This is a genomic window from Streptomyces sp. BA2 (assembly GCF_009769735.1).
Classification (GTDB): domain Bacteria; phylum Actinomycetota; class Actinomycetes; order Streptomycetales; family Streptomycetaceae; genus Streptomyces.
In genome coordinates, this window is record NZ_WSRO01000002.1 from 8,905,870 (window position 1) to 8,925,630 (window position 19,761).

Annotated in this window: 21 protein-coding genes; 6 read left to right on the forward strand and 15 right to left on the reverse strand. The window is 70.1% G+C overall.

The features are described from left to right. Positions 1 to 166: 166 nt before the first annotated feature. Positions 167 to 685 (forward strand): pep a2, encoded by a 519-nt coding sequence (locus tag E5671_RS42650; RefSeq protein WP_160509561.1) that lies wholly within the window; start codon positions 167 to 169, stop codon positions 683 to 685. 89 nt (positions 686 to 774) lie between these two features. Next, entirely contained in the window at positions 775 to 2,886 is a 2,112-nt protein-coding gene (gene glgX / locus E5671_RS42655) for a glycogen debranching protein GlgX (protein WP_160509562.1), read from the forward strand. A gap of 33 nt (positions 2,887 to 2,919) precedes the next feature. Here the strand turns inward: glgX and E5671_RS42660 are convergent, their stop codons facing one another. The 10 genes from E5671_RS42660 to E5671_RS42705 all read right to left on the reverse strand — a co-directional run bounded on the left by E5671_RS42660 (position 2,920) and on the right by E5671_RS42705 (position 11,984). Beyond that, positions 2,920 to 3,669: a FadR/GntR family transcriptional regulator gene (locus tag E5671_RS42660; RefSeq protein ID WP_160509563.1), complete on the reverse strand. Its 750-nt coding sequence runs from the start codon at positions 3,667 to 3,669 to the stop codon at positions 2,920 to 2,922. 17 nt (positions 3,670 to 3,686) lie between these two features. Continuing rightward, positions 3,687 to 4,727 carry a D-erythronate dehydrogenase gene (denD, locus tag E5671_RS42665; protein WP_160509564.1) on the reverse strand — a complete coding sequence of 347 codons (1,041 nt, stop codon included), beginning with the start codon at positions 4,725 to 4,727 and terminating at the stop codon, positions 3,687 to 3,689. After that, positions 4,724 to 5,563, reverse strand: a complete 840-nt coding sequence (otnI, locus tag E5671_RS42670) for a 2-oxo-tetronate isomerase (protein ID WP_160509565.1) — start codon at positions 5,561 to 5,563, stop codon at positions 4,724 to 4,726. Before otnI ends, denD begins: the two co-directional genes overlap by 4 nt. A 44-nt stretch (positions 5,564 to 5,607) precedes the next feature. Continuing rightward, on the reverse strand, positions 5,608 to 6,912 hold the full coding sequence (locus tag E5671_RS42675; RefSeq protein WP_160509566.1) for an MFS transporter: 1,305 nt from the start codon (positions 6,910 to 6,912) through the stop codon (positions 5,608 to 5,610). 61 nt (positions 6,913 to 6,973) lie between these two features. Next, positions 6,974 to 7,648 (reverse strand): class II aldolase/adducin family protein, encoded by a 675-nt coding sequence (locus tag E5671_RS42680; RefSeq protein WP_160509567.1) that lies wholly within the window; start codon positions 7,646 to 7,648, stop codon positions 6,974 to 6,976. Continuing rightward, on the reverse strand, positions 7,645 to 8,970 hold the full coding sequence (otnK, locus tag E5671_RS42685; protein WP_160509568.1) for a 3-oxo-tetronate kinase: 1,326 nt from the start codon (positions 8,968 to 8,970) through the stop codon (positions 7,645 to 7,647). The genes E5671_RS42680 and otnK overlap by 4 nt, the downstream gene beginning before the upstream one ends. A 1-nt stretch (position 8,971) precedes the next feature. After that, positions 8,972 to 9,934, reverse strand: a complete 963-nt coding sequence (gene ltnD, locus E5671_RS42690; protein WP_160509569.1) for an L-threonate dehydrogenase — start codon at positions 9,932 to 9,934, stop codon at positions 8,972 to 8,974. A gap of 133 nt (positions 9,935 to 10,067) precedes the next feature. Then, positions 10,068 to 10,718, reverse strand: coding sequence for a dienelactone hydrolase family protein (locus E5671_RS42695; RefSeq protein WP_160509570.1), 651 nt, complete (start codon positions 10,716 to 10,718; stop codon positions 10,068 to 10,070). 85 nt (positions 10,719 to 10,803) lie between these two features. After that, entirely contained in the window at positions 10,804 to 11,565 is a 762-nt protein-coding gene (locus E5671_RS42700; protein WP_160509571.1) for a cytochrome c oxidase assembly protein, read from the reverse strand. Further along, positions 11,562 to 11,984 carry a DUF2243 domain-containing protein gene (locus E5671_RS42705; protein WP_336606006.1) on the reverse strand — a complete coding sequence of 141 codons (423 nt, stop codon included), beginning with the start codon at positions 11,982 to 11,984 and terminating at the stop codon, positions 11,562 to 11,564. Before E5671_RS42705 ends, E5671_RS42700 begins: the two co-directional genes overlap by 4 nt. A 246-nt stretch (positions 11,985 to 12,230) precedes the next feature. On the opposite strand from E5671_RS42705, the gene E5671_RS42710 reads away from it, so the two are divergent. Continuing rightward, a complete protein-coding gene (locus tag E5671_RS42710) occupies positions 12,231 to 12,893 on the forward strand; it encodes an HAD hydrolase-like protein (protein WP_160509572.1) in 663 nt (220 codons plus the stop codon). Between the two features lie 34 nt (positions 12,894 to 12,927). Here the strand turns inward: E5671_RS42710 and E5671_RS42715 are convergent, their stop codons facing one another. From E5671_RS42715 to E5671_RS42725, 3 genes are read right to left on the reverse strand one after another with little or no spacing between them, the layout of a single operon-like run. Next, positions 12,928 to 13,305, reverse strand: a complete 378-nt coding sequence (locus tag E5671_RS42715) for a toxin Doc (RefSeq protein WP_160509573.1) — start codon at positions 13,303 to 13,305, stop codon at positions 12,928 to 12,930. After that, complete coding sequence (locus E5671_RS42720; RefSeq protein WP_160509574.1) at positions 13,305 to 13,544, reverse strand: hypothetical protein; 240 nt, start codon at positions 13,542 to 13,544, stop codon at positions 13,305 to 13,307. Before E5671_RS42720 ends, E5671_RS42715 begins: the two co-directional genes overlap by 1 nt. A gap of 16 nt (positions 13,545 to 13,560) precedes the next feature. Beyond that, a complete protein-coding gene (locus E5671_RS42725; RefSeq protein WP_160509575.1) occupies positions 13,561 to 14,169 on the reverse strand; it encodes an ArsR family transcriptional regulator in 609 nt (202 codons plus the stop codon). Between the two features lie 75 nt (positions 14,170 to 14,244). Here E5671_RS42725 and def point away from each other — a divergent pair, with 75 nt between their 5' ends. Next, entirely contained in the window at positions 14,245 to 14,907 is a 663-nt protein-coding gene (gene def / locus E5671_RS42730) for a peptide deformylase (protein WP_160509576.1), read from the forward strand. Positions 14,908 to 14,930: 23 nt separating this feature from the next. Here def and E5671_RS42735 read toward each other — a convergent pair whose 3' ends face one another. Beyond that, on the reverse strand, positions 14,931 to 16,274 hold the full coding sequence (locus E5671_RS42735; protein ID WP_160509577.1) for an aspartate aminotransferase family protein: 1,344 nt from the start codon (positions 16,272 to 16,274) through the stop codon (positions 14,931 to 14,933). A gap of 91 nt (positions 16,275 to 16,365) precedes the next feature. On the opposite strand from E5671_RS42735, the gene E5671_RS42740 reads away from it, so the two are divergent. Both E5671_RS42740 and E5671_RS42745 read left to right on the forward strand, forming a co-directional pair. Next, entirely contained in the window at positions 16,366 to 17,271 is a 906-nt protein-coding gene (locus E5671_RS42740) for a LysR family transcriptional regulator (protein WP_202121477.1), read from the forward strand. A 148-nt stretch (positions 17,272 to 17,419) separates the two neighbouring features. Continuing rightward, a complete protein-coding gene (locus E5671_RS42745; protein ID WP_160509579.1) occupies positions 17,420 to 18,559 on the forward strand; it encodes a serine hydrolase domain-containing protein in 1,140 nt (379 codons plus the stop codon). Between the two features lie 92 nt (positions 18,560 to 18,651). On the opposite strand, the gene E5671_RS42750 is transcribed toward E5671_RS42745, so the two are convergent. Further along, the gene (locus tag E5671_RS42750; RefSeq protein WP_160509580.1) at positions 18,652 to 19,761 is read right to left on the reverse strand and encodes a WD40/YVTN/BNR-like repeat-containing protein; all 1,110 of its coding nucleotides are present in this window, start codon (positions 19,759 to 19,761) and stop codon (positions 18,652 to 18,654) included.

The window sequence follows — 19,761 nt, forward strand, 5'->3', positions numbered from 1 at the left end:
GTCCTGTTGAACGCAGAGCGCTCGGCCGATCACTCTCGTGTTGCACGAATGGAGTAGGGGGGTGAAGGTGGTTGCTGACTCTCAAGCGAACACTGCTCACGCTCTGTGCGCATCACGGCTCCGTCGAAGCGTCGGAGCGCGAGCTCCGCGGTGAGGAGCAAGAACGATGAACCACCACGCAGTGCCCCGCTACTACCACCTCGACGTTGATCTGGTGCCTGAGCGCGTCGGTCAGATCCGACGCATCCTGGCCGCCCATCTGAGGTACTGGGGGCTCGAACAGCTCGTACCGGACGTGTCGCGTGGGGTCGGCCTCCTGCTGGAGCCGGCGGCACGGAACACCTCCGCGGGACGGACCGCGATCGAGACCTGGTGGACCGGACAGCACCTGATCACCGCGGTCTCGCACGACGATCCGGACACCGAAGGGGAGCATCGCGTCGAGCCGCACTCCCTGGCCGAGATCGCGGCGCTCAGTGACGGGTGGGGCAGCTGCACCGCCGACGACCAGCACATCGTGTGGTTCTCGCTGCGCAGTCGTACGGAGCTTCGCGAACCGCTCGTTCCCAAGAGCCCGGCGCCCATCACGATCGAGGCGCGGCCCCTGCCCCGCGCCGTTCCACAGCCGGTGGCCGTGGGCGCGCCGGAGCGTACGACGCCCATCGAGGTCGCCGGCCCCGCCTGACCGGACCGCGACGGCGGGTGCGCTCCCGGAAGGGCGCGCACCCGCCGCATGCCCGATGGTCGAACCCAGGGACGACGACGGGAGACCTTGTGCACGTGTGGACCGGCCGACCCTTCCCGCTGGGTGCCACCTACGACGGCGACGGGACGAACTTCGCCCTGTTCAGCGAGGTGGCCGAGCAGGTCGACCTCATCCTCCTCGACGCGGACGGCGTCGAGGAGGCCGTGACGCTCACGGAGGCCGACGGCTCGGTGTGGCACGGCTACCTGCCGGACGTCGGCCCGGGCCAACGCTATGGATACCGGGTGCACGGCCCGTGGATGCCCGCCGCCGGTCATCGCTGCGACCCAAAGAAGTTCCTGCTCGATCCCTACGCCAGAGCGGTCCACGACCTCCGCGACGACAAGCCGCCGAAGACCGCACCCGCGCGTGGGGCGGCGTCCCGCGACGGCGCCGGGCAGGCCGCCCTGTGCGGGGTCGTCGTGGATCCGACGTTCGACTGGACCGGCGATAGCCCGCCCTCGCACGCTTACGCCGACTCGGTCATCTACGAGACGCACGTACGCGGACTGAGCCGGACCCACCCCGGCGTTCCCGAAGAACTCCGCGGCACCTACGCGGGCCTGGCCGCACCGGCCGTCATCGACCACCTGACCTCCCTGGGGGTCACCGCGGTCGAACTGATGCCGGTGCACCAGTACGTCCAGGACGGATTCCTGCTCGACAAGGGTCTGTCCAACTACTGGGGCTACAACACGATCGGATTCTTCGCGCCGCATCACACCTACGCGGCCCACGGAACGCTCGGGCAACAGGTCACCGAGTTCAAGTCGATGGTGAAGGCCCTGCACGCGGCAGGCCTCGAAGTGATCCTCGACGTGGTCTACAACCACACCGCGGAGGGCAACGAGAAAGGCCCCACTCTCTCCTTCCGCGGCATCGACAACGCGTCCTACTACCGGCTGTCCGACGACGACTTCAGCCGCTACTACGACACCACGGGGACGGGCAACAGCCTGCTGATGCGCCACCCCAACGTCCTCCAGCTGCTCATGGATTCACTGCGCTACTGGGTCACCGAGTGCCATGTCGACGGATTCCGCTTCGACCTGGCCGCCACCCTCGCCCGGCAGTTCCACGAGGTGGACCGGCTCTCCGCCTTCTTCGACCTCATCCAGCAGGACCCCGTGATCAGCCGCGTCAAGCTGATCGCCGAACCGTGGGACCTCGGTGACGGTGGCTACCAGGTGGGCAACTTCCCGCCGCTGTGGTCCGAGTGGAACGGGAAGTACCGCGACTGCGTCAGGGACTTCTGGCGCGGGGGCGACCGGACACTCGCCGAGTTCGCCTCACGCCTCACGGGATCCGCCGACCTCTATCAGCGCGACCGGCGCCGTCCGCGCGCCAGCGTCAACTTCATCACCGCCCACGACGGATTCACCCTGCGCGACCTGGTCTCGTACGACAGCAAGCACAACGAGGCCAACGGCGAGGGAAACCGGGACGGCGAGAGCAGCAACCGCTCCTGGAACTGCGGCACGGAAGGCCCCACGCGCAACCCTGAGGTACGCGCCCTGCGGGCCCGGCAGCAGCGCAACTTCCTGGCGACGCTGATGCTGTCCCAGGGCATTCCGATGCTGGGCCACGGGGACGAACTCGGCCGCACCCAGCTCGGCAACAACAACGCGTACTGCCAGGACAACGAGACGACGTGGATCGACTGGGACCTCGACGAGGAACGCGAGGACCTCCTCGACTTCACCCGCCGGGTGGTGGCGCTGCGTACCGAACACCCCATCCTGCGCCGCCGCCGCTTCTTCCGTGGCGACACCGTCACGCGCCAGGGGCAGCCGCTGCCGGACCTGGTCTGGTTGCGCCCGGACGCCGCGGAGATGACGACGACGGACTGGGACCGGCCCGACGCGCACGCGGTGGCCGTCTTCCTCAACGGCGACGCGATCGCGGAACGGGACCGCGTCGGCCGGACCGTCGTCGACGATTCCTTCCTCGTACTGTTCAACTGCTACTGGGAGCCTATGGAGTTCCGGCTTCCCGACGTCACGTACGGAAGGTGCTGGACGACGTTGCTCGACACGTCAGAACCCAGCGGACCGCCGGACGAGACGGAGCACAAGGCCGACACGACGCTGAGTGTGGAACCGCGATCCCTGGTCGTCCTTTCCCGTCCCCCGGTCAGGTGACGACCCTGTCACCGGTCAGGTGACGGGGTCGGCTCAGGGGCGGTCCAAGTCCACATCGAGCTCGTCCGTCTCCGTCCAGAAACCCTCGTCCGCGTCCTGAAGCCGGGACGCCGCGTGCTTCATGTGACGGCGTACGGCGCTGCGGGCCGCCCCCGCGTCGCCCGACTCGATGGCCGCCAGGATCGCGTGGTGCTCGACCCGCACGGCCTCGATGAAGTCGTCGCGCCGCGCCTCGTTGGCCCGCGTGACGCGGATACCGCCGCGCATGACCTCGCCCAAGTACCGCACGGTCGAGACCATCACCGGATTCCCCGTCGACTCGGCGATCGACTGGTGGAACGCCAGGTCCTCGTCCACCCCGTCGCCGCCGGCCGCCACCGCCTTGTCGATCGCGGCCAGCGACTGCCGCATCCGGGCGACGTCGTCCGGCGTGGCCCGGGTGGCCGCCAGCGAAGCCGCCTCGCCCTCCATGGCGCGGCGGACCTCCACGATCTGCAGCACCTTGGACTTGGTGCCCGAGGCCTCGGCCTCCAGGTCGAGCGGCCTGGTGCGCCGGGGCATGACGAACACGCCACGGCCCTGGCGCGGTTCCACGAGGCCCGCGTTGCGCAGCCGGGAGACGGCCTCGCGGATCACGGTGCGGCTGACGCCGAGCTGCTTGACCAACTCGACCTCGGTCGGCAGCTTGTCGCCCTCGGCCAGACGGCCCGACTCGATCTCCTCCGAGAGGATCGCGGCGACCCGGTCCGCGAGCCGAATGGGGCCACTCACCTTGGAGAACATGCTCGTCAGTCTATCCGTCAGGGCCTGATCGCCCCGGGCGCGGGCAGGTCTGCGGCGGTGACGGCTTCGGGGTGGTCATCGACGTACGCCCGGACGACCGACTCGAAGCTCTCGTCGGGCCGCAGGCCGAGCGCCGTGGCGCGCGCGTTGTCGAAGGCGGCGGGCCACGAGCCGACGATCGCCTCGACGGCGGGGTCCGGCGCGACCGCCACCCGGTCGGCCACGGCGCCCCCGGCCACCCGGCGCAGCGTCTCCAGCATCTCCGCGACCGTCACCGTCAGCGCCGGAAGGTTGACCGGAAGCCCGCCCTCCAGCTCGCCCGGGCCACTGCCGCGCCCGGCCTCGGCGATGCGGAGGATGCCTTCGACGGTACGCCGAGGCGAGGCCAGGGCGACCCGCAGGCCGGGGCTGACCGGGCAGGTGGCCGGCAGGCCGGCCAGGGGCTCGCGGATGATGCCGGACAGGAAGCCGGAGGCGGCCGCGTTCGGCTTGCCCGGCCGCACCGCGACGGTCATCAGGCGCGCCACGCGTCCGTCGACGAAGCCCCGCCGGGTGTACTCGGCGACCAGCTGCTCGCAGACGCGCTTCTGGGCCCCGTAGCTGGACTGCGGCGTGGGCAGCGTCGACTCGCTGACCACGGGCGGCAGCGGCAGCGCGGGGTCGGAGCCGTAGACCGCGACGCTGCTGGAGAACACCACACGGGGGATCGGTCCGCCCGCGGCCGACTGCGCGCGAGCGGCGTCGAGCAGCGCGCGGGTGGTGTCCAGGTTGGCGCTCATGCCGAGGTCGAAGTCCGCCTCGCACTCGGCGGAGACCGCTGATGCCAGGTGGATCAGGACGTCCACGGGCCGCGCGAAGATGTCGTCGAGGCGCTCGCTCAAGTCGCCCTGGACGACGTTTACCAGCGGGTCGGCCGCCACCGGAGCCTCGGTGGGCACGAACCGATCGGCGAGCACCAGTTGCTCGATGGGCGCCCCGCACAGGGTCCGCCGCTTCAGCAGGGCGTCGGCGACCTGCTGCCCAAGGAAGCCGAAGCCACCGGTGATGACGATCCTCATGCGTGTTCTCCTCGGTCGTTCTTGAGCCAGCGTTCGTTCTTGAGCCAGCGGTTGTCCTTGAGCCAGCCGAGCCCCTCGCTCGTACCGGCTTGTGGGATGTACTCGCAGCCGATCCACCCGTCGAAGCCCAACTCGTCGACGACGTCGAGCAGATGGCGGACATTGAGTTCGCCCCGGTCGGGCTCGTGGCGGTCGGGCACGCCGGCGATCTGCAGATGGGCGACGCGTCCGGTGGGAAGGTCGCGGCGCAGTGTCGTGGTGAGGTCGCCCTCCACGATCTGGCAGTGGTACAGGTCGAGTTGCACCTTGAGGTTCGAGGCGCCCACCTCCTGTACGAGAGCATGCGCGTCGGCCTGCCGGTGCAGGAAGTAGCCCGGCATGTCACGGCCGTTGATCGGTTCGATCAGAAGGTCGACGTCCACGGCGGCGGCTCGCTCGGCGGCCCAGGCCAGGTTGGACAGGTAGGTGTCGCGGTGCGCGGCCCGCTGGGTCGCCGTCGCCTCCCGCGGCAGGAGACCGGCCATCACGTGCACCTGGCCGCAGCCGAGCGCCGCGGCGTACTCCAGGGCCCGCCCGATCCCGGAGCGGAGCTCGCCCTCACGGCCGGGCAGCGAGGCGATGCCCCGCTCCCCGGAGTCCCAGTCGCCGGGCGGTGCGTTGAACAGCACCTGCCGCAGGCCGTGCTCGTCGAGCCGGCGGCGCAGCTCGGCGGGTTCGTAGGCGTAGGGGAAGAGGTACTCGACGGCCTCGAAGCCGTCCGCCGACGCCGCGGAGAAGCGGTCGAGGAAGTCGACTTCCGTGTACATCATGGACAGGTTCGCGGCGAACCTCGGCATGCTTGCTCCTGGGGTGGGGCCGGGGCGGCCGGGTGTGGCCCCGGTCAACGGTTGACGACGTCCTTCTTGGTGGTCAGCACGGCGGCCGCGCCGATGACCAGACTCAGGGCCAGGACGTACATCGGGATGGAGGTCGAGCCCGTGGCGTCCTTGAGGCCGCCGATCATGTACGGGCTGACGAAGCCGGCCAGGTTGCCCACCGAGTTGATCAGAGCGAGCCCGGCCGCCGCGGCGGTGCCGCCGAGGAACGCGGTGGGCAGCGACCAGAACAGCGGGGCGCAGGTGAGCACGCCGGCCGCGGCGAAGGACAGGGCGATCAGGGACAGCACGGTCGATCCGCTCCACCCGGCGGCCAGGGAGAAGCCGACGGCGCCCATGAGGCTGGGAATCACCAGGTGCCAGCGGCGTTCGCGGCGCTTGTCCGCGGAGCGTCCGAACAGGTTCATCGCGATCAGCGCGGCCACGAACGGCACTGCGCTGAGCACCCCGATCGTGAAGTTGTCCTCGATGCCGGTCGACTTGACGAAGGTGGGCATCCAGAAGGTCAGGGCGTACTGGCCCATCACGAAGCAGAAGTAGATGAGGCACATCAGCCACACCTTGGCGTCACGGAACCCGTCCCAGACCCGGCCGTGCTTCTGGTGCGCGGTGTCCTTGGCGATCGCCGCCTCGACGATGTCCTTCTCCTCCTCGGAGAGCCACTTGGCGCTGCGCACCCCGTTGTCGAGGTAGAACATCGTCGCGACACCGATCAGGAGCGCCGGAATCGCTTCGAGCAGGAACATCCACTGCCAGCCCTGCCATCCGCTGACCCCGTCGAAGGTGTCCATGATCCAGCCGGAGAGCGGGTTGCCGAAGATGCCTGCCACGGGGATCGCCGACATGAACATCGCGATCACGCGGGCCCGGCGGTGGGAGGGGAACCAGTAGGTGCAGTAGAGGATCACACCCGGGTAGAAGCCGGCCTCCGCGGCTCCGAGCAGGAAGCGGAGCACGTAGAACGTCGTCTCGTTCGTGACGAACGAGAACGCACCCGAGACCAGACCCCACGTGATCATGATCCGGGCGATCCAGGTGCGCGCGCCCACGCGCTGCAGCATCAGGTTCGAGGGGACCTCGAAGATGAAGTAGCCGATGAAGAACAGACCTGCGCCGAGGCCGTACGCCGCTTCGCTCAGGCCCAGGTCGTCGGACATCTGCAGCTTGGCGAAGCCGACGTTGACGCGGTCCAGGTAGGAGAAGACGTAACACAGGATCAGAAAGGGGACGATACGGAGAACGACCTTGCGGAACACGGCGTTCTCACGGGCGAGTTCGGGGGTCTCGGCCGTCGCGGTGGACGTGGACATGCGGAATCCTTACTGCGGCTCAGGGGATTCTCCGACGGGCGGCGTGCGGTGCGGTGTGCGGTCACCAAGAGGCGCCGAACACGGACCTCAGTTCGTCGAGAGCGGGGGAGGTGAGCGGCTCGGGGCGACGGTCGGTCAGGAGCCAGAGGCGCGCCGTTTCCTCGAGTTCTTCGAGGACGGCGAGAGCGGATGCGGCGTCCGGGCCCCAGACCACCGGGCCAAGACGGTCGAGCAGCACGGCCCTGATCGGCGTGCGTCCCGCCGCGCGATCAGCGATACGGCCGGTCACCAGGTCGGCCACGCGGGGGTCGCCCGGCCGGTGGTAGGGGATGAGCGGGACGTGCCCGACCTTCATGACGTAGTACGGCGTGAGGGGCGGAAGCACGTCGTCCTGACTCCACACGCCGGCCAGGGTGAGCGCGACCAGATGCGTGGAGTGGGTGTGGATGACGAACCGTGCCGTGGGGTCGGCGGCACAGATGCGGCGGTGCAGGGTGAGGGTCTTGCTGGCGCGGTCGCCCGCGATCTGCTCGCCCGCGGCGTCGACCAGGGCGAGGCGCTCGGGTTCCAGGAAACCCAGGGCGGCGTCGGTGGGCGTGATCAGGTGGGAATCGCCGACCCGCGCGCTGATGTTGCCGGCGCTGGCGTGGACGTAGCCCCGGGCGAAAAGGCTGGTGCCTACGCGGACGATCTCGGAGCGCGCCGCGGCCACTTCAGTGCTCAGCGGCTCGGTCATGCCGTCTCCCCGTCGAGGCGGGCGGAGTCGAGGCAGGCGAGGCCGAGGCGGGCGGAGTCGAGGCGGGCGAAGGCCGCGGTGAAGAAGTCGGGGCCGCCGAAGTTGCCGGACTTCAGCGTGATGTGGAGCGGGTCCCCGTCGGGCAGGGCGGCCGCGCACCAGGGCACACCCGGGTCGATCTGCGGTCCGATGCGCAGGCCTGTCAGGCCGAGCGCCTGGACGACCGCGCCCGAGGTCTCGCCACCGGCGACGACCAGCTGACGGACACCCAGCTCCACGAGCCCCTGGGCGACGCGGGCCAGGGTCCGCTCGACGAGCTCACCGGCCTCGGCGGCCCCGAGCCGACCCTGGACGTCCTTGACCGCCTCGGGCGCCTCGGTGGAGTAGACGAGGACCGGCCCCTCGGGCAGATGCGTCGCGGCGTAGGACAGGGCCTGCCCGACCACGTCCTCGCCTGCCGCGATCCGCAGCGGATCCACGCTGAACGCGGGCCGGCCGCCGCGCAGGAACTCCTGCACCTGACCGTTGGTGGCGGTGGACACCGATCCGGAGACGATGGCCCGCTGGCCGCCGTGCGGCGGCAGTTGGGCAGCGGAGGGGGACGACTCGAACCCCCAGTTCGCGGGCAGACCGATCGCCAGACCTGACCCAGCGGTCACCAGCGGCAGCCCCTTGACCGCCGCACCGAGCCGCAGAAGATCGTCGTTCGACACCGCATCGACGATCGCGGTGCCGACACCCTCTTTGCGCAGCCTGTCGACGCGCTCCCGGATCGCCTCGGCACCGGCGGCGACCACGGTGTGGTCGATGAGGCCGACCGGACGCGCGGTCTGCGCACCGAGCACGGACACCAGGTTGGAATCCGTCATCGGCGTGAGGGGATGGTGCCGCATGCCGCTCTCACTGAGGAGCACGTCGCCGACGAAGAGATGGCCCTTGAACACGGTGCGCCCGTTGTCCGGGAACGCCGGGGTGGCGACCGTGAAATCGGTGCCGATGGCGTCCATCAGGGCCTCGGTGACGGGACCGATGTTGCCGGCCTGTGTCGAGTCGAAGGTCGAGCAGTACTTGAAGTAGATCTGCTCGGCGCCCGCGGAGCGCAGCCACTCCAGCGCCCGTAGTGAGGCCGCGACGGCCTCGGACGCCGGGGTGGTCCGCGACTTGAGCGCGATGACGACGGCGTCGGCGTCGACGGGCTGTTCGGCCCCGACGGGCGGTACGTCGATCAGCTGGACCACGCGCATGCCCGCGCGTACCAGGTTGTTGGCCAGATCAGTGGCGCCGGTGAAGTCGTCGGCGATGCAACCGAGTCGGATTCCCACGTCAGACCTCTTCCTGGCCGGGCAGCTCGATGCCCGTGTCCTGTCCGGGCAGCTCGATCCCCGGGAAGATCTTGATCACCGCGCTGTCGTCCTCGCCGCCCAGACCGGAGGCCGATGCCTGGAGGAACATCTGGTGGGCGGTGGCGGCCAGGGGGAGGGGGAACTTCTCCGGCCGGGCCGCGTCGAGTACAAGACCCAGGTCCTTGACGAAGATGTCGACCGCGGACAGCGGCGTGTAATCACCGGCGAGCACATGCGCCATGCGGTTCTCGAACATCCACGAGTTGCCGGCGCTGTGCGTGATCACTTCATAGAGCGCGTCGGCGGGTACGCCCGCCTTGATGCCCAGCGCCATCGCCTCCGCCGCCGCGGCGATGTGCACGCCCGCGAGCAGCTGATTGACGACCTTGACCTTGGAGCCGATCCCGGCCTCGTCGCCCAGGCGGTACACCGTGCTGCTCATGGCATCGAGCACCGGACCGGCGATCGCGTACGCGGTGGGAGCGCCCGAAGTCATCATGGTGAGCTGTCCACTTGCCGCCCGCGCGGCGCCACCGGAGATGGGAGCGTCCAGGTAGAGCACGCCGCGCTCGGCCAGGCGCCGTTCGAGGTCGGCGGACCAGGTGGGGTCGGCGGTGGAGCACATGACGTAGACGGAGCCCGGGTGCAGACGCTCGGCCGCGCCGCCGTCACCGTCACCGTTGCCGTCACCGAACAGGACCGACTCGACCTGGGCGGCGTTGACCACGACGCCGACCAGGACGTCGACGGATGCCGCCAGTTCACCGGCGGAGGCGTAGGCGGTGCCGCCGTCCACGGCGAAGGCCGAGGCCACGTCGGGCCGCAGATCATGGACACCCACATCGAAGCCCGCGTCCCGCAGGCTGCGCGCCATGCCGAGCCCCATGGCCCCGAGGCCCACCACGCCCACGCGCGGCCGTGCCGACCTGTCCTGGTCGTTCATGCCCATCCTCGTCTCAGCTCTGAATCCCTGCGGCGATCGGGTCATATGATGACCTGAGGATGTGGGATGGCGCACTGTGATGCCGGTCACATGATCAGTGGTGTGCTCCTCCGCCGGCGCCGGTCGGGGACGCTCAGATCTCCGCCTGCCCCATACCGGCGAACCACCGGGCCGCCACGGAGGCGGCCTCGTCCAGTGCTCCCGGTTCATCGAAAAGATGCGTGGCATCGGGGATCACCCGCAGGCGGCTGAGGACACGAAGCCGGTTGGCTGTTTCCCGGTTGCGCCGTAGAACCTCGGTGTCGCGTCCCCCGACGAGGAGCAGGACCGGGGCGTGCACATGGCCGAGCACATCGTCGCCGGCCAGGTCGGGGCGACCGGCGGGGCAGACCACCGTGTCCACCAGGCCGGGCCTCGCGGCGGCGGCCCCGAGCGCGGCCGCCGCTCCGGTGCTCGCGCCGAACAGGCCGACCGGCAGATCGGAGACGCGGGGTGCGAGCCAGTCGACGGACGCGGTCAGGCGATGCGTCAACTGGCCAACGTCGTTGTGCTGTCGGCCAGTTGCCCTGACAGTGGCCGCTTCGTCGGCAGTGAGCAGGTCGATGAGCAGCGTTCCGAGTGCGGAGTTGTGGAGTGTGCCTGCCACGGCCCGGCTGCGGGGGTTGTGCCGGGAGCCGCCGCCGACGCGGGCGAGGATCGCGACGCCGAACACCGTGTCCGGCACGGTCAGTTCGCCGATGAGTGCCCCCTCGCCGTTGGGCACGGTGACGGTCTCGGACAGCATGTGACCTCCGGATTACGGGGACGGGGTGCACGCCGGGTACCCCGCGGGGCCTCCGGTACGCGGCAGCGGTACAGGGCGGACGCATTTACGACGATGCGGGGCGCGACCGGGAAGCCCGGACAAGGGCCCGGCCTTCGGCCGCGTACCACTGGTGGCACAGGAGCACGGCCAGCGCGACACCGACCACGTCCCCGCCGTAGTACATGACGTACGACGCCAGGTGCAGGTCGGCCGTGGTGAAGGAGGTGCCGGGCGGGCCGGCGGCGTAGAGCGACTTGGCCAGGATGCCGTGCGCGGCCGACGCGGCAAGCAGGGCTCCGCCCCGCAGCGCGAAACCGGCGCGATGGCGCAGCGGGTCCAGGGCCAGGACGGCGAAGGCGAACAGGACGCCGGAGGCCAGGAGATGCACGCTGACGAGCGTGTCCAGCCACGGCCGGTGGTGCGCGGCGGCCATGACCGGCGTGCGGTACACCGCCCACAGTCCGGTGATGTGCATGAGCGCGGCCAGCGGCGGCCACACGAGCAGGGCCGCCGGCCGGGAACGTACGCAGGAAAGAAGCCGCCGCCGGGGCCCCACCGGCAGGGCCCGCAGTGCCAACGTCACGGGCCGCCCAAGGACGAACAGCAGCGGCGCGATCATGCCGGTGCCCAGATGGGCGGCCATGTGCCCGGTGAACGGCGGCCATTGGTCCCACGGAGCGGCGACCGAGACGATGAGCGCAGCGCCGCCCGCGCAGACCGCCGCGTCACGGGGAAGCGGCCAGCGGTCGCCGCGCCGACGCAGCTGCCGGGCCGCCGCCACATAGCCGAGACAGCCCACGGCCACGAGCAGCACCACTGCCGTCATCGGCGGGCCCGGACCAACAGCAGCGCTCCGGCGACCAGGAACAGTACGGCGATCACGTTCCAGGTCCAGTCGTACGGCGCAAGGTCCACGCCGTAGCGGATCTGGTGCAGCTCCAGCGCCTTGTGCTGGAACGTGCCGTCGTACAGCTGGAAGCCGCCGAGCCCCAGACACAGGCCCGACCACCAGGCGGTGAGGTGCCGGGCGTTCCGGCGCCACAGGTCCGCGTACAGGAAGAGGCCCGCGACCATCGCCAGCCAGCCGAAGGCGTGGAAGATCCCGTCGGAGACCAGACCGGCCTCGCTCGAAGCCTTGTCGTAGAAGTGGTGCCAGTGCAGCAGCTGATGGAACACCATCTCGTCGACGAACGCCGCAACTCCGACGCCGACCAGCGCACCGGAGAGCAGGGACCGCCGCGTCACCGGTCCGTCCCCCTGTGCCACTCCAGCGGAACACGTTGCTGCTCACGGGGATGGAACGTCATCCGGGCCTCCTCGGTGCCTGGGCGGACAAACGGTACGAGCGGGAGAGCGAGGCGCCGAGTACCCGCGAAGCGGAATGGCAGGCCGCCACTTTTGCGCCATGCGTGCCGCCGGTGCGGCGATTACGGTGAAATCCCACGAAAGACCGTGAACGGACCGTGAACAGAGATCGTGAATGGAGCCCTCGTGAAGCGTGCCGCCCTGTTCGACGTCGACGGAACGCTCGTCGACACCAACTACCTGCACGTCACCGCCTGGTGGGAGGCGTTCCGGCAGGCGGGGCACCGAGTGCCGATGCGCGCGGTGCACCACGCGATCGGCCTGGGCGGCACCGACCTGATCGAACACGTCCTCGGCGACGACCGCGATCCGGAACAGGACGACGCCATCAGCGCCGCGCACAAGACGCTCTACGGCACCCACTTCGACCGGCTCGAAGCCTTCGAGGACGCCGGACAACTGCTGCGCTCCCTCGCGGGGGAGGGATGGACCATCGTCCTCGCCACCTCTGCGGGCGGCGCCGAACTCGACGCGCTGCGTGCCGCCGTCGACGCGGACGACGTCATCACCGCGACGGCCAGCGCCGATGACGTCGACGCGGGCAAACCCGCGGCGGAGCCCGTCACCCACGCGCTCGACCTGGCCGGTGCGAAGGCACGGGACAGCGTGTTCGTCGGCGACTCGGTCTGGGACATGAAGTCCGCACGACGCGCGGGCGTCACGCCCCTGGCCGTGCTCAGCGGTGGCATCCCCCGGGACGACCTCTCCCGGGCCGGAGCGGCGGAGGTGTACGAGGACACCGCCCACCTGCTGTCGTCGCTGAAGAGCAGCGCGTTCGCAGGTCAGTGAGAGGGCGGGGCAGGGCGGGGCAGGGTCTCTGTGATCAGACCTTCCAGGACCTGATCCGGTCGGCGACGGTGTAGACGCTTATCCGGCTGTCGCGCATCTTCCGGATGAGGTCGGACAGCGCTCCGTAGGGCGGATCGATGCCCTCGCCCGACTGGTCCATGTACTGGGCCGCGACTAACGCCGCGTACAGGCTGTTGCGGTAGGGCAGTGGCTCCAGGCGCACGATGGTGTGCAGCAGAGCGGCGGCGCGCCAGGCGGCATCCGGGTCGGCGGACTCCAGGGTCGGCAGCTTCGTCTTGTGGCGTGCGACCGCGGCGACGAGCGCGGAGTAGTCCGACACCGTCATGTCCTCGGGGGCGACCGCGAACTCCTGGACGTCAAGGAGCCAGGAGACGTCTACGTACAGAACCATCAGGCGGCCGCGGTCCCCTCGTGACGCTTGGAGGGCGGAATCTCCTCGGGGTTGGCCGCGTCGAACTCGGCCCGCAGCTTGTCGGCCCAGGCGGAGGCGCCCGCGACGAACTTCTGGCGCTCCATTTCACGGACTCCGAGGTCGTGAAGGTACTGCTTGAGGCTCTTGCCCTCGGCCGCCGCGGCCGCGCGGACACCCTTGAGCTCCTCGTCGGTGAAGGTCACGTTCAGAGACGGCATACGTCCAAGGTACCAACTAGGTACCTGCCGGGGGAGTGCCTCCCCCGTCCGCACCGGAATCGGGCTGCGCCAGCAAGGGGAACAGGCGGGTGATGAGGGCCACCGGGCGGGCTCCGGCGGGCCGGGCCAGGGGGCGTTGCTCGCGGTCCTGGTAGGGGGCGAGTGCCCGGCGGACGGTGTCCGCGACCCGGCTCATCTCCTCGGGGGTCAGATAGGCGATGGCGCTGAACGCTTCGTCGCGGCGCCATTCGGCCGGTGCCCGGTCGCGCTGGGCGAGCCATCGCTGCCAGCTCTCGTCCTCAAGGCCGCGGGCCAGGTCGCCGAACTCCTCGTCCGAGGGCCCACCGGCGGTGGGGTCGTCCTGCCTCAGGCGCCAGGGGCGTGCGCGCCCCCCGTGGTGCGGGGCCTCCTCGATGTGCCCGTGACGTGCGAGCTGCCGAAGGTGGAACGAGCAGAGGCCCGAGCTGTAGCCCAGCCGGGCGGCGGCTTCGGTCGCCGTCACGGTGCCGACTTCGGCCAGCAGAGCCATCAGGGCCGTACGGACCTCGTGCTCGCGCAGTGCGTCGGCGGGGTCGGCAGCGGGGTCGGCGGCGTCGGGGGAGGGGGTGAGGTCGTCTTCGGTCACTTTGCAAAGTCTGCTACTTTGCAAAGGCCTTGGCAAGCCGCAGAGAGAAGTCGCAGAAAGAATGGGGAGACAGCGATGTCCGATCGTCACGACCGGTCCCACCTGGTGGACCGGCGCGTCCGTGTGCAAGGTCGGCCCGTCGACACGTACGCCGCACTGCCACCCGAGGCGGAACGGGGTTCGGTGCGCCGGGTCACGGTGGTGGGTGAGGAGATCCTCAGCCGTCCTTGCCGGGAGGTGACCGAGTTCGGAACCGCGGAACTGTCGGCGCTCATCGACGACATGTTCCTGACGATGTACGTGGCCGACGGTGCCGGGCTCGCCGCCAACCAAGTGGACGTCGACCTGCGGCTGTTCGTCTACGACTGCCCGGACGACGACGGGATCCGGCACGTCGGCCACATCATCAACCCCGTTCTGGAGCTGCCCGATCCGGGCAGCCGCCGACTCGTCGACGAATTCGAGGGCTGCCTGTCCGTGCCCGGCGCGGCCATGGCGGTCCCGCGCACCGACCGTGCCGTCGTCCGCGGTCTGGACAAGGACGGCAGCCCTCTCGCCATCGAGGGCACCGGCTACTTCGCGCGGTGCCTGCAGCACGAGGCCGATCACCTCGTCGGCCACACGTATCTCGACCGGCTGTCCAAGCGGGACCGCAAGGACGCCTTGCGGCAGATGGAAGAGCGCCGCGAGGACGTCTTCGCGCAACGCGCGACCAAGGCAGGCAGCCTTAGGCGTTGAACCTCAGAGAGAGGCGTTGAACCTCAGACAGAAGCGCCGGCCTCGCCGATCGCCTGGTCCAGCATCGTCAGGCCGAGCGACAGCTCGTCCTCGGTGGCGGTCAGCGGCGGGGCCATCCTCAACACCCCGCCCATACCGGGGAGTTGGACGATGTTCATGTGCAGCCCGAGTTCGAGGCAGCGCCGAGTGACCAGCGCGCCCAGCTCGTTCGAGTGCTGCTTGGTCTCGCGGTCGACGACGAGTTCGAGCCCGGCCAGCAGGCCACGGCCGCGGATGTCGCCGACGACGGCGTGCCGCGAGGCGATGTCCGTCAGGCCTCGGTGGAGGAACGTGCCGAGCGCCCGCGCCCGCTCGTCGAGCTTGTCGCCGACCAGGACGTCGAGGACGGTGTTGCCGACCGCGGCCACCAGCGGGTCGGCGACGTGCGTGGTGAAGAACAGGAATCCGCGCTCGTGCGCCTCCTGCTCGATCTCGGCGCTGGTCACCACGGCCGCGAGAGGCAGCCCCGCACCCAGCGTCTTGGACAGCGTGAGGATGTCGGGCACGACGCCGTCGCGCTCGAACGCGTACCAGGTCCCTGTGCGGCACAGGCCGGTCTGGGCCTCGTCGAGGATCAACAGCATGCCGCGTTCACGGCATTTGGCGCGCAGGGCCGCGAAGTACCCGGGCGGTGGCTCGATGATGCCGCCCGAGCTGAGGATCGGCTCGACGAGGCACGAGGCCAGGCTGCCGGTCGACTGGGCGTCGATCAGGTCGAAGGCGAAGTCCAGTTGGCGCCGCCAGTCCAGGGAGCCGTCGTCCGTCGTGAAGTCGGGCCGGTACGCGTTCGGCACGGGGATGGCGAAGTTGCCGGGCGCCCCCGGACCGTAGCCCTTGCGTCCCGCGCTGTAGGTGGCGGACGCGGCGGCCTGCGTCATGCCGTGCCAGGACCGCGCGAAGGAGACGATCTCGTGCCTGCCGGTGACGAGCTTGGCCATGCGGATGGCGGCCTCGTTGGATTCGGCGCCGGTCGTCAGGAGCAGCGCCTTCTCCAGCGGCGCGGGCAACGTGTCGGCGAGGCGCCGGGCGAGGTCGACCACCGGGCGGCTGAGCATGCCGCTGAAGAGGTGGTCGAGGGACGCGATCTGCCGCCGGACGGTCGCGACGATCTCGGGATGCGAGTGGCCGAGGATCGCGCTCATCTGGCCGGAGGTGAAGTCGAGGATCTTCCGGCCGTCCGCGGTGAACAGGAAGCTTCCGGCGGCACGTTCGATGATCTCGCGGGTGAACTCGCCGCCGTAGCGCACGAGATGCCTCTCGGCGTCCTCCCAGAAGGCGCCGGTGGACAGCGGGGCGGTGGTCGAAGCGGTCGTGGTCGGAGCGGTCATGTCGCCGACGGTAGGCGGCAGTTGAGCGACACGTCCATCTCACGATTCCGGCTTTCCTGTTCGGGAAAACCGCACAACAATGAGGGGCGTGATGAACCCCTGGAGGCTGCGGCTCCTGAGCCAGCTCGACACGCTGGGCACCGTCAGGGCGGTCGCCCAGGCCGCCAACCTGAGCCCGTCGAGCGTGTCCCAGCAGCTCGCCGTGCTCGAGACCGAGACGCGTACGCAGCTGCTCGAACGGACGGGGCGCCGGGTGCGGCTGACCCCGGCCGGGCTGATCCTCGCCCGCAGGGCGCGGGCGATCCTCGACCACATGAACAGCGTGGAGGCGGAGCTGCGCGGCTTCGGCGAGGAACCGGCCGGGCTTGTGCGGCTCGGGGCGTTCCAGAGCGCGATCCACACGATGGCCGTGCCTGCGGTGAGCCGCCTGGCGCGCAAGCATCCGCACCTCGACGTCGAGCTCCTCGAGCTGGAGCCGCACGCGAGCATGCCCGCGCTGCGGGGCGGCGACGCGGACATCATCATCACGACCACGGACTTCGACGAGCTGCCGCTCGGACCGGACCTCGACATCGTGCCGCTGGCCACGGACCCGATCCTGCTGGTGGTCCCGCCCGACCATCCCGCGGCCGGCCGCGGTGCCGTGGACCTCGCGGCGTACGCGGACGAGTCGTGGGCGTTCGACGTCCCGCAGTCGTACATGGCCAATCTCGCGCTGCGCCTGTGCCGTCAGTCGAGCTTCGAGCCCCGGGTGGTGTGCCGGTTCAGCAACTACATGATGACCCTGCAACACGTCGAGGCGGGGCTGTCGATCGCGCTGCTGCCCGGCCTGGCGGTCGACCGCCGCTATCGCGTCGCCACCAGGGAACTCGCCTCTCCCGTGACGCGCACCATCACGGCGGCGATCCGCCGCGGCTCACCGCCTCGCGCGGCGGTGAGCGCCGTACTGGAGGCGCTGCGGCACCATCCGGAGCTGCCGCTGCCGGGTGGGGAGTGAGCCAGGGGCCGACTGCTCTTCGTAACCCACGATGAGTGCCCCGCCCCACGTTGTCGAGCACGACGAAGCCGCGGTCGGGCCGTCTGCCCTAGCTTCCGGTCATCGCAGCAACCGAAAGGGGCAGCAGATGACAGGGCGCACAGCAAGGATGAGCGCAGTGGGTCTGGCGGCAGCGGCGGCCTTGACCGCCGCTTCGTTCACCTCACCCGCTGCAGCCGACGCCGGCGTCGGCGTGGGACACGCGCAGACCCAGGAAGCGTTGGACGCCGCGGTCGAGGCCGGGGTGCCCGGGGCGACCGGGCAGGTCGACGACCGGTACTCGATCTGGACGGGCACGTCGGGCGTCGGGGACCTCAGGACGGGCGCGCCGCGCTCAGCGGTCGACCGCTACCGGATCGGCAGCGCGACCAAGACCTTCGTCGCCACCGTGCTGCTCCAGTTGGAGGCGGAGGGCAGACTCGACCTCGACGAAAAGGTCGACAAGTGGCTGCCCGGTGTGGTTCAGGGCAACGGCCACGACGGCCGTCGGATATCCGTCCGGCAGCTGCTCAACCACACCAGCGGGATCTTCGGCTACACCGCCGACCCGGAGTTCCTGGAGCGGGGCTTCACCGAGAAGTTCCTGGAACATCGCTACGACACCTACACGCCCGCCCAGTTGGTGGGCATCGCCATGCGCCACGAACCGCTCTTCGAGCCGGGCGCGGGCTGGAGCTATTCCAACACCAACTACACACTGGCCGGAATGATCATCGAGAAGGTCTCGGGCCACCCGTACGAGGGCGAGATCGAGCGGCGCATCATCAAGCCGCTCGGCCTGTACGCCACTTCCGTCCCCCGCACCGCGTCGTCGATGCCGAAGCCGAGTTCCCGTGCCTACTCCAAGCTCTCCCTGGCGCCGAAGCCGACGGACCCGACGCACGACGTAACCGAGCTCAATCCGTCGGCCGCGGGCTCGGCGGGCGCGATGGTCTCCGGTTCCGGTGACCTGAACCGCTTCTACTCGGCCCTGCTGGGCGGCAAGTTGTTGCCCGCGGCGCAGCTCAAGGAAATGAAGAGCACCGTTCCGGTCGGCGGGGCCGGTCTGATCACGGGCTACGGGCTCGGGCTGATGAAGTTCGAGCCGTCCTGCGGCCTTTCGGTCTGGGGACACGGCGGCAATATCCAGGGCTCGGCGTCCCAGGCCGTGACCACTCCGGACGGCAAGCACTCGCTCGCCCTCAACTTCAACGGCGACTGGGCGGGGAACAGCCAGGCCGTCATCGAAGCGGAGTACTGCCCGAAGTAACCCCAAGTGACCCCAAGTGATCCCAAGTGACCTGAAGCGAACAGAGACTGGTGCGGTTGTAGGTGGGTCGTCGAGATCTCAGCCGTGAGATTTCATCCGTAACGCAGGATGCGCGGGGCGAAGGTGTTCTCAGGGCCGGTGGCGCGGCCGACCGACCACACCTTCTCCGTGCCCGGCACCGGCGCCAGCTGCAGCCTCAAGGAGTCACCCTCCCCTGCCACCGCAGGTTCGCTGTACTCGGTGAACGACTGTCCGTTCCAGGCGAGGAAATCCGGCCCGGGGACGAACGGCGGCCAACTGCCCGGCGGGCCGTACTTCTGCGAGCGGGCCACCGAGACCCAGCCAAGACCGCCGGACGGGCCGGGCGTCAGCGAGGTCACCGAACCGAAGTCGGTGGGCATGGTCACCCGGCTCCACTTCTGCCCGTCGAAGCGGACCAGCAGGGGCGGAATCGGCTTGCCGACCGGGCCGCCCACGAACCCGTCCGTGCCACCCGCCCACACCTCCGTCGGCGAGACCGCCAGCACACTGCCCACGGCCGACCGCGGGAATCCGTGCACGATCGTCTGCTGCCACGCATCGCCGTCCCAGTGCGACACGGCCGCACCCGAGTGGGTCTCACCCGCGGCCCACACGTCGTCGGCCGACAGGATGTGCAGGCCGTACACGGCTCCCGGCGGCGCCGGCACGTCCTGCCAGCCGCGCCCGTCCCGGCGCAGCAACACCTGCGCGCCGTCCCGCGAACCGATCAGCCAGGTCTCACCGCCGCCGGCGACGACCTTGGTCAGCACGACACCGCGCGGCGGCCGGCTCTCGGACCAGGAGCCGCCGTCGTGGCGGAGCAGGCGGGCGCCGCCCGCCGAGTCGCGGCCGACCGCCCACACCGCGCTCGGCGAGGTCGCGGCGACGGACAGCAGCTCTCCCTGCCAGCGGATCCCGGACAGGCTCTGGCGCTGCCACGCGGTTCCGTCCCAGCGCAGCATCAGCGGGTAGCCCGGCGCCTCGCGACCGACGGCGTCGGTGCCCACCGCCCACGCCCGGTCAGGACCGAACGCCACCGCCTCGTTGAGACCGGCCTGGGGGCGTACCTCTACCGGGACCGGAACGTGCTGCCAGGACTGGGTTTCCGCCGCGGCCGAGCTCATGACGGTGATGATGGTCATGGCGACGGCGAGGGCCGCGACGAGCAGTCTGCGTACCAT

Excerpts from the sequence above, each read along its gene's own strand:
- E5671_RS42650 (WP_160509561.1), top strand. The coding sequence starts at position 167 with ATGAACCACCACGCAGTGCCCCGCTACTACCACCTCGACGTTGATCTG.
- E5671_RS42660 (WP_160509563.1), bottom strand. The coding sequence starts at position 3,669 with ATGTTCTCCAAGGTGAGTGGCCCCATTCGGCTCGCGGACCGGGTCGCC.
- denD (WP_160509564.1), bottom strand. The coding sequence starts at position 4,727 with ATGAGGATCGTCATCACCGGTGGCTTCGGCTTCCTTGGGCAGCAGGTC.
- otnI (WP_160509565.1), bottom strand. The coding sequence starts at position 5,563 with ATGCCGAGGTTCGCCGCGAACCTGTCCATGATGTACACGGAAGTCGAC.
- E5671_RS42675 (WP_160509566.1), bottom strand. The coding sequence starts at position 6,912 with ATGTCCACGTCCACCGCGACGGCCGAGACCCCCGAACTCGCCCGTGAG.
- E5671_RS42680 (WP_160509567.1), bottom strand. The coding sequence starts at position 7,648 with ATGACCGAGCCGCTGAGCACTGAAGTGGCCGCGGCGCGCTCCGAGATC.
- ltnD (WP_160509569.1), bottom strand. The coding sequence starts at position 9,934 with ATGAACGACCAGGACAGGTCGGCACGGCCGCGCGTGGGCGTGGTGGGC.
- E5671_RS42695 (WP_160509570.1), bottom strand. The coding sequence starts at position 10,718 with ATGCTGTCCGAGACCGTCACCGTGCCCAACGGCGAGGGGGCACTCATC.
- E5671_RS42700 (WP_160509571.1), bottom strand. The coding sequence starts at position 11,565 with ATGACGGCAGTGGTGCTGCTCGTGGCCGTGGGCTGTCTCGGCTATGTG.
- E5671_RS42715 (WP_160509573.1), bottom strand. The coding sequence starts at position 13,305 with ATGGTTCTGTACGTAGACGTCTCCTGGCTCCTTGACGTCCAGGAGTTC.
- E5671_RS42720 (WP_160509574.1), bottom strand. The coding sequence starts at position 13,544 with ATGCCGTCTCTGAACGTGACCTTCACCGACGAGGAGCTCAAGGGTGTC.
- def (WP_160509576.1), top strand. The coding sequence starts at position 14,245 with ATGTCCGATCGTCACGACCGGTCCCACCTGGTGGACCGGCGCGTCCGT.
- E5671_RS42735 (WP_160509577.1), bottom strand. The coding sequence starts at position 16,274 with ATGACCGCTCCGACCACGACCGCTTCGACCACCGCCCCGCTGTCCACC.
- E5671_RS42740 (WP_202121477.1), top strand. The coding sequence starts at position 16,366 with ATGAACCCCTGGAGGCTGCGGCTCCTGAGCCAGCTCGACACGCTGGGC.
- E5671_RS42745 (WP_160509579.1), top strand. The coding sequence starts at position 17,420 with ATGAGCGCAGTGGGTCTGGCGGCAGCGGCGGCCTTGACCGCCGCTTCG.
- E5671_RS42750 (WP_160509580.1), bottom strand. The coding sequence starts at position 19,761 with ATGGTACGCAGACTGCTCGTCGCGGCCCTCGCCGTCGCCATGACCATC.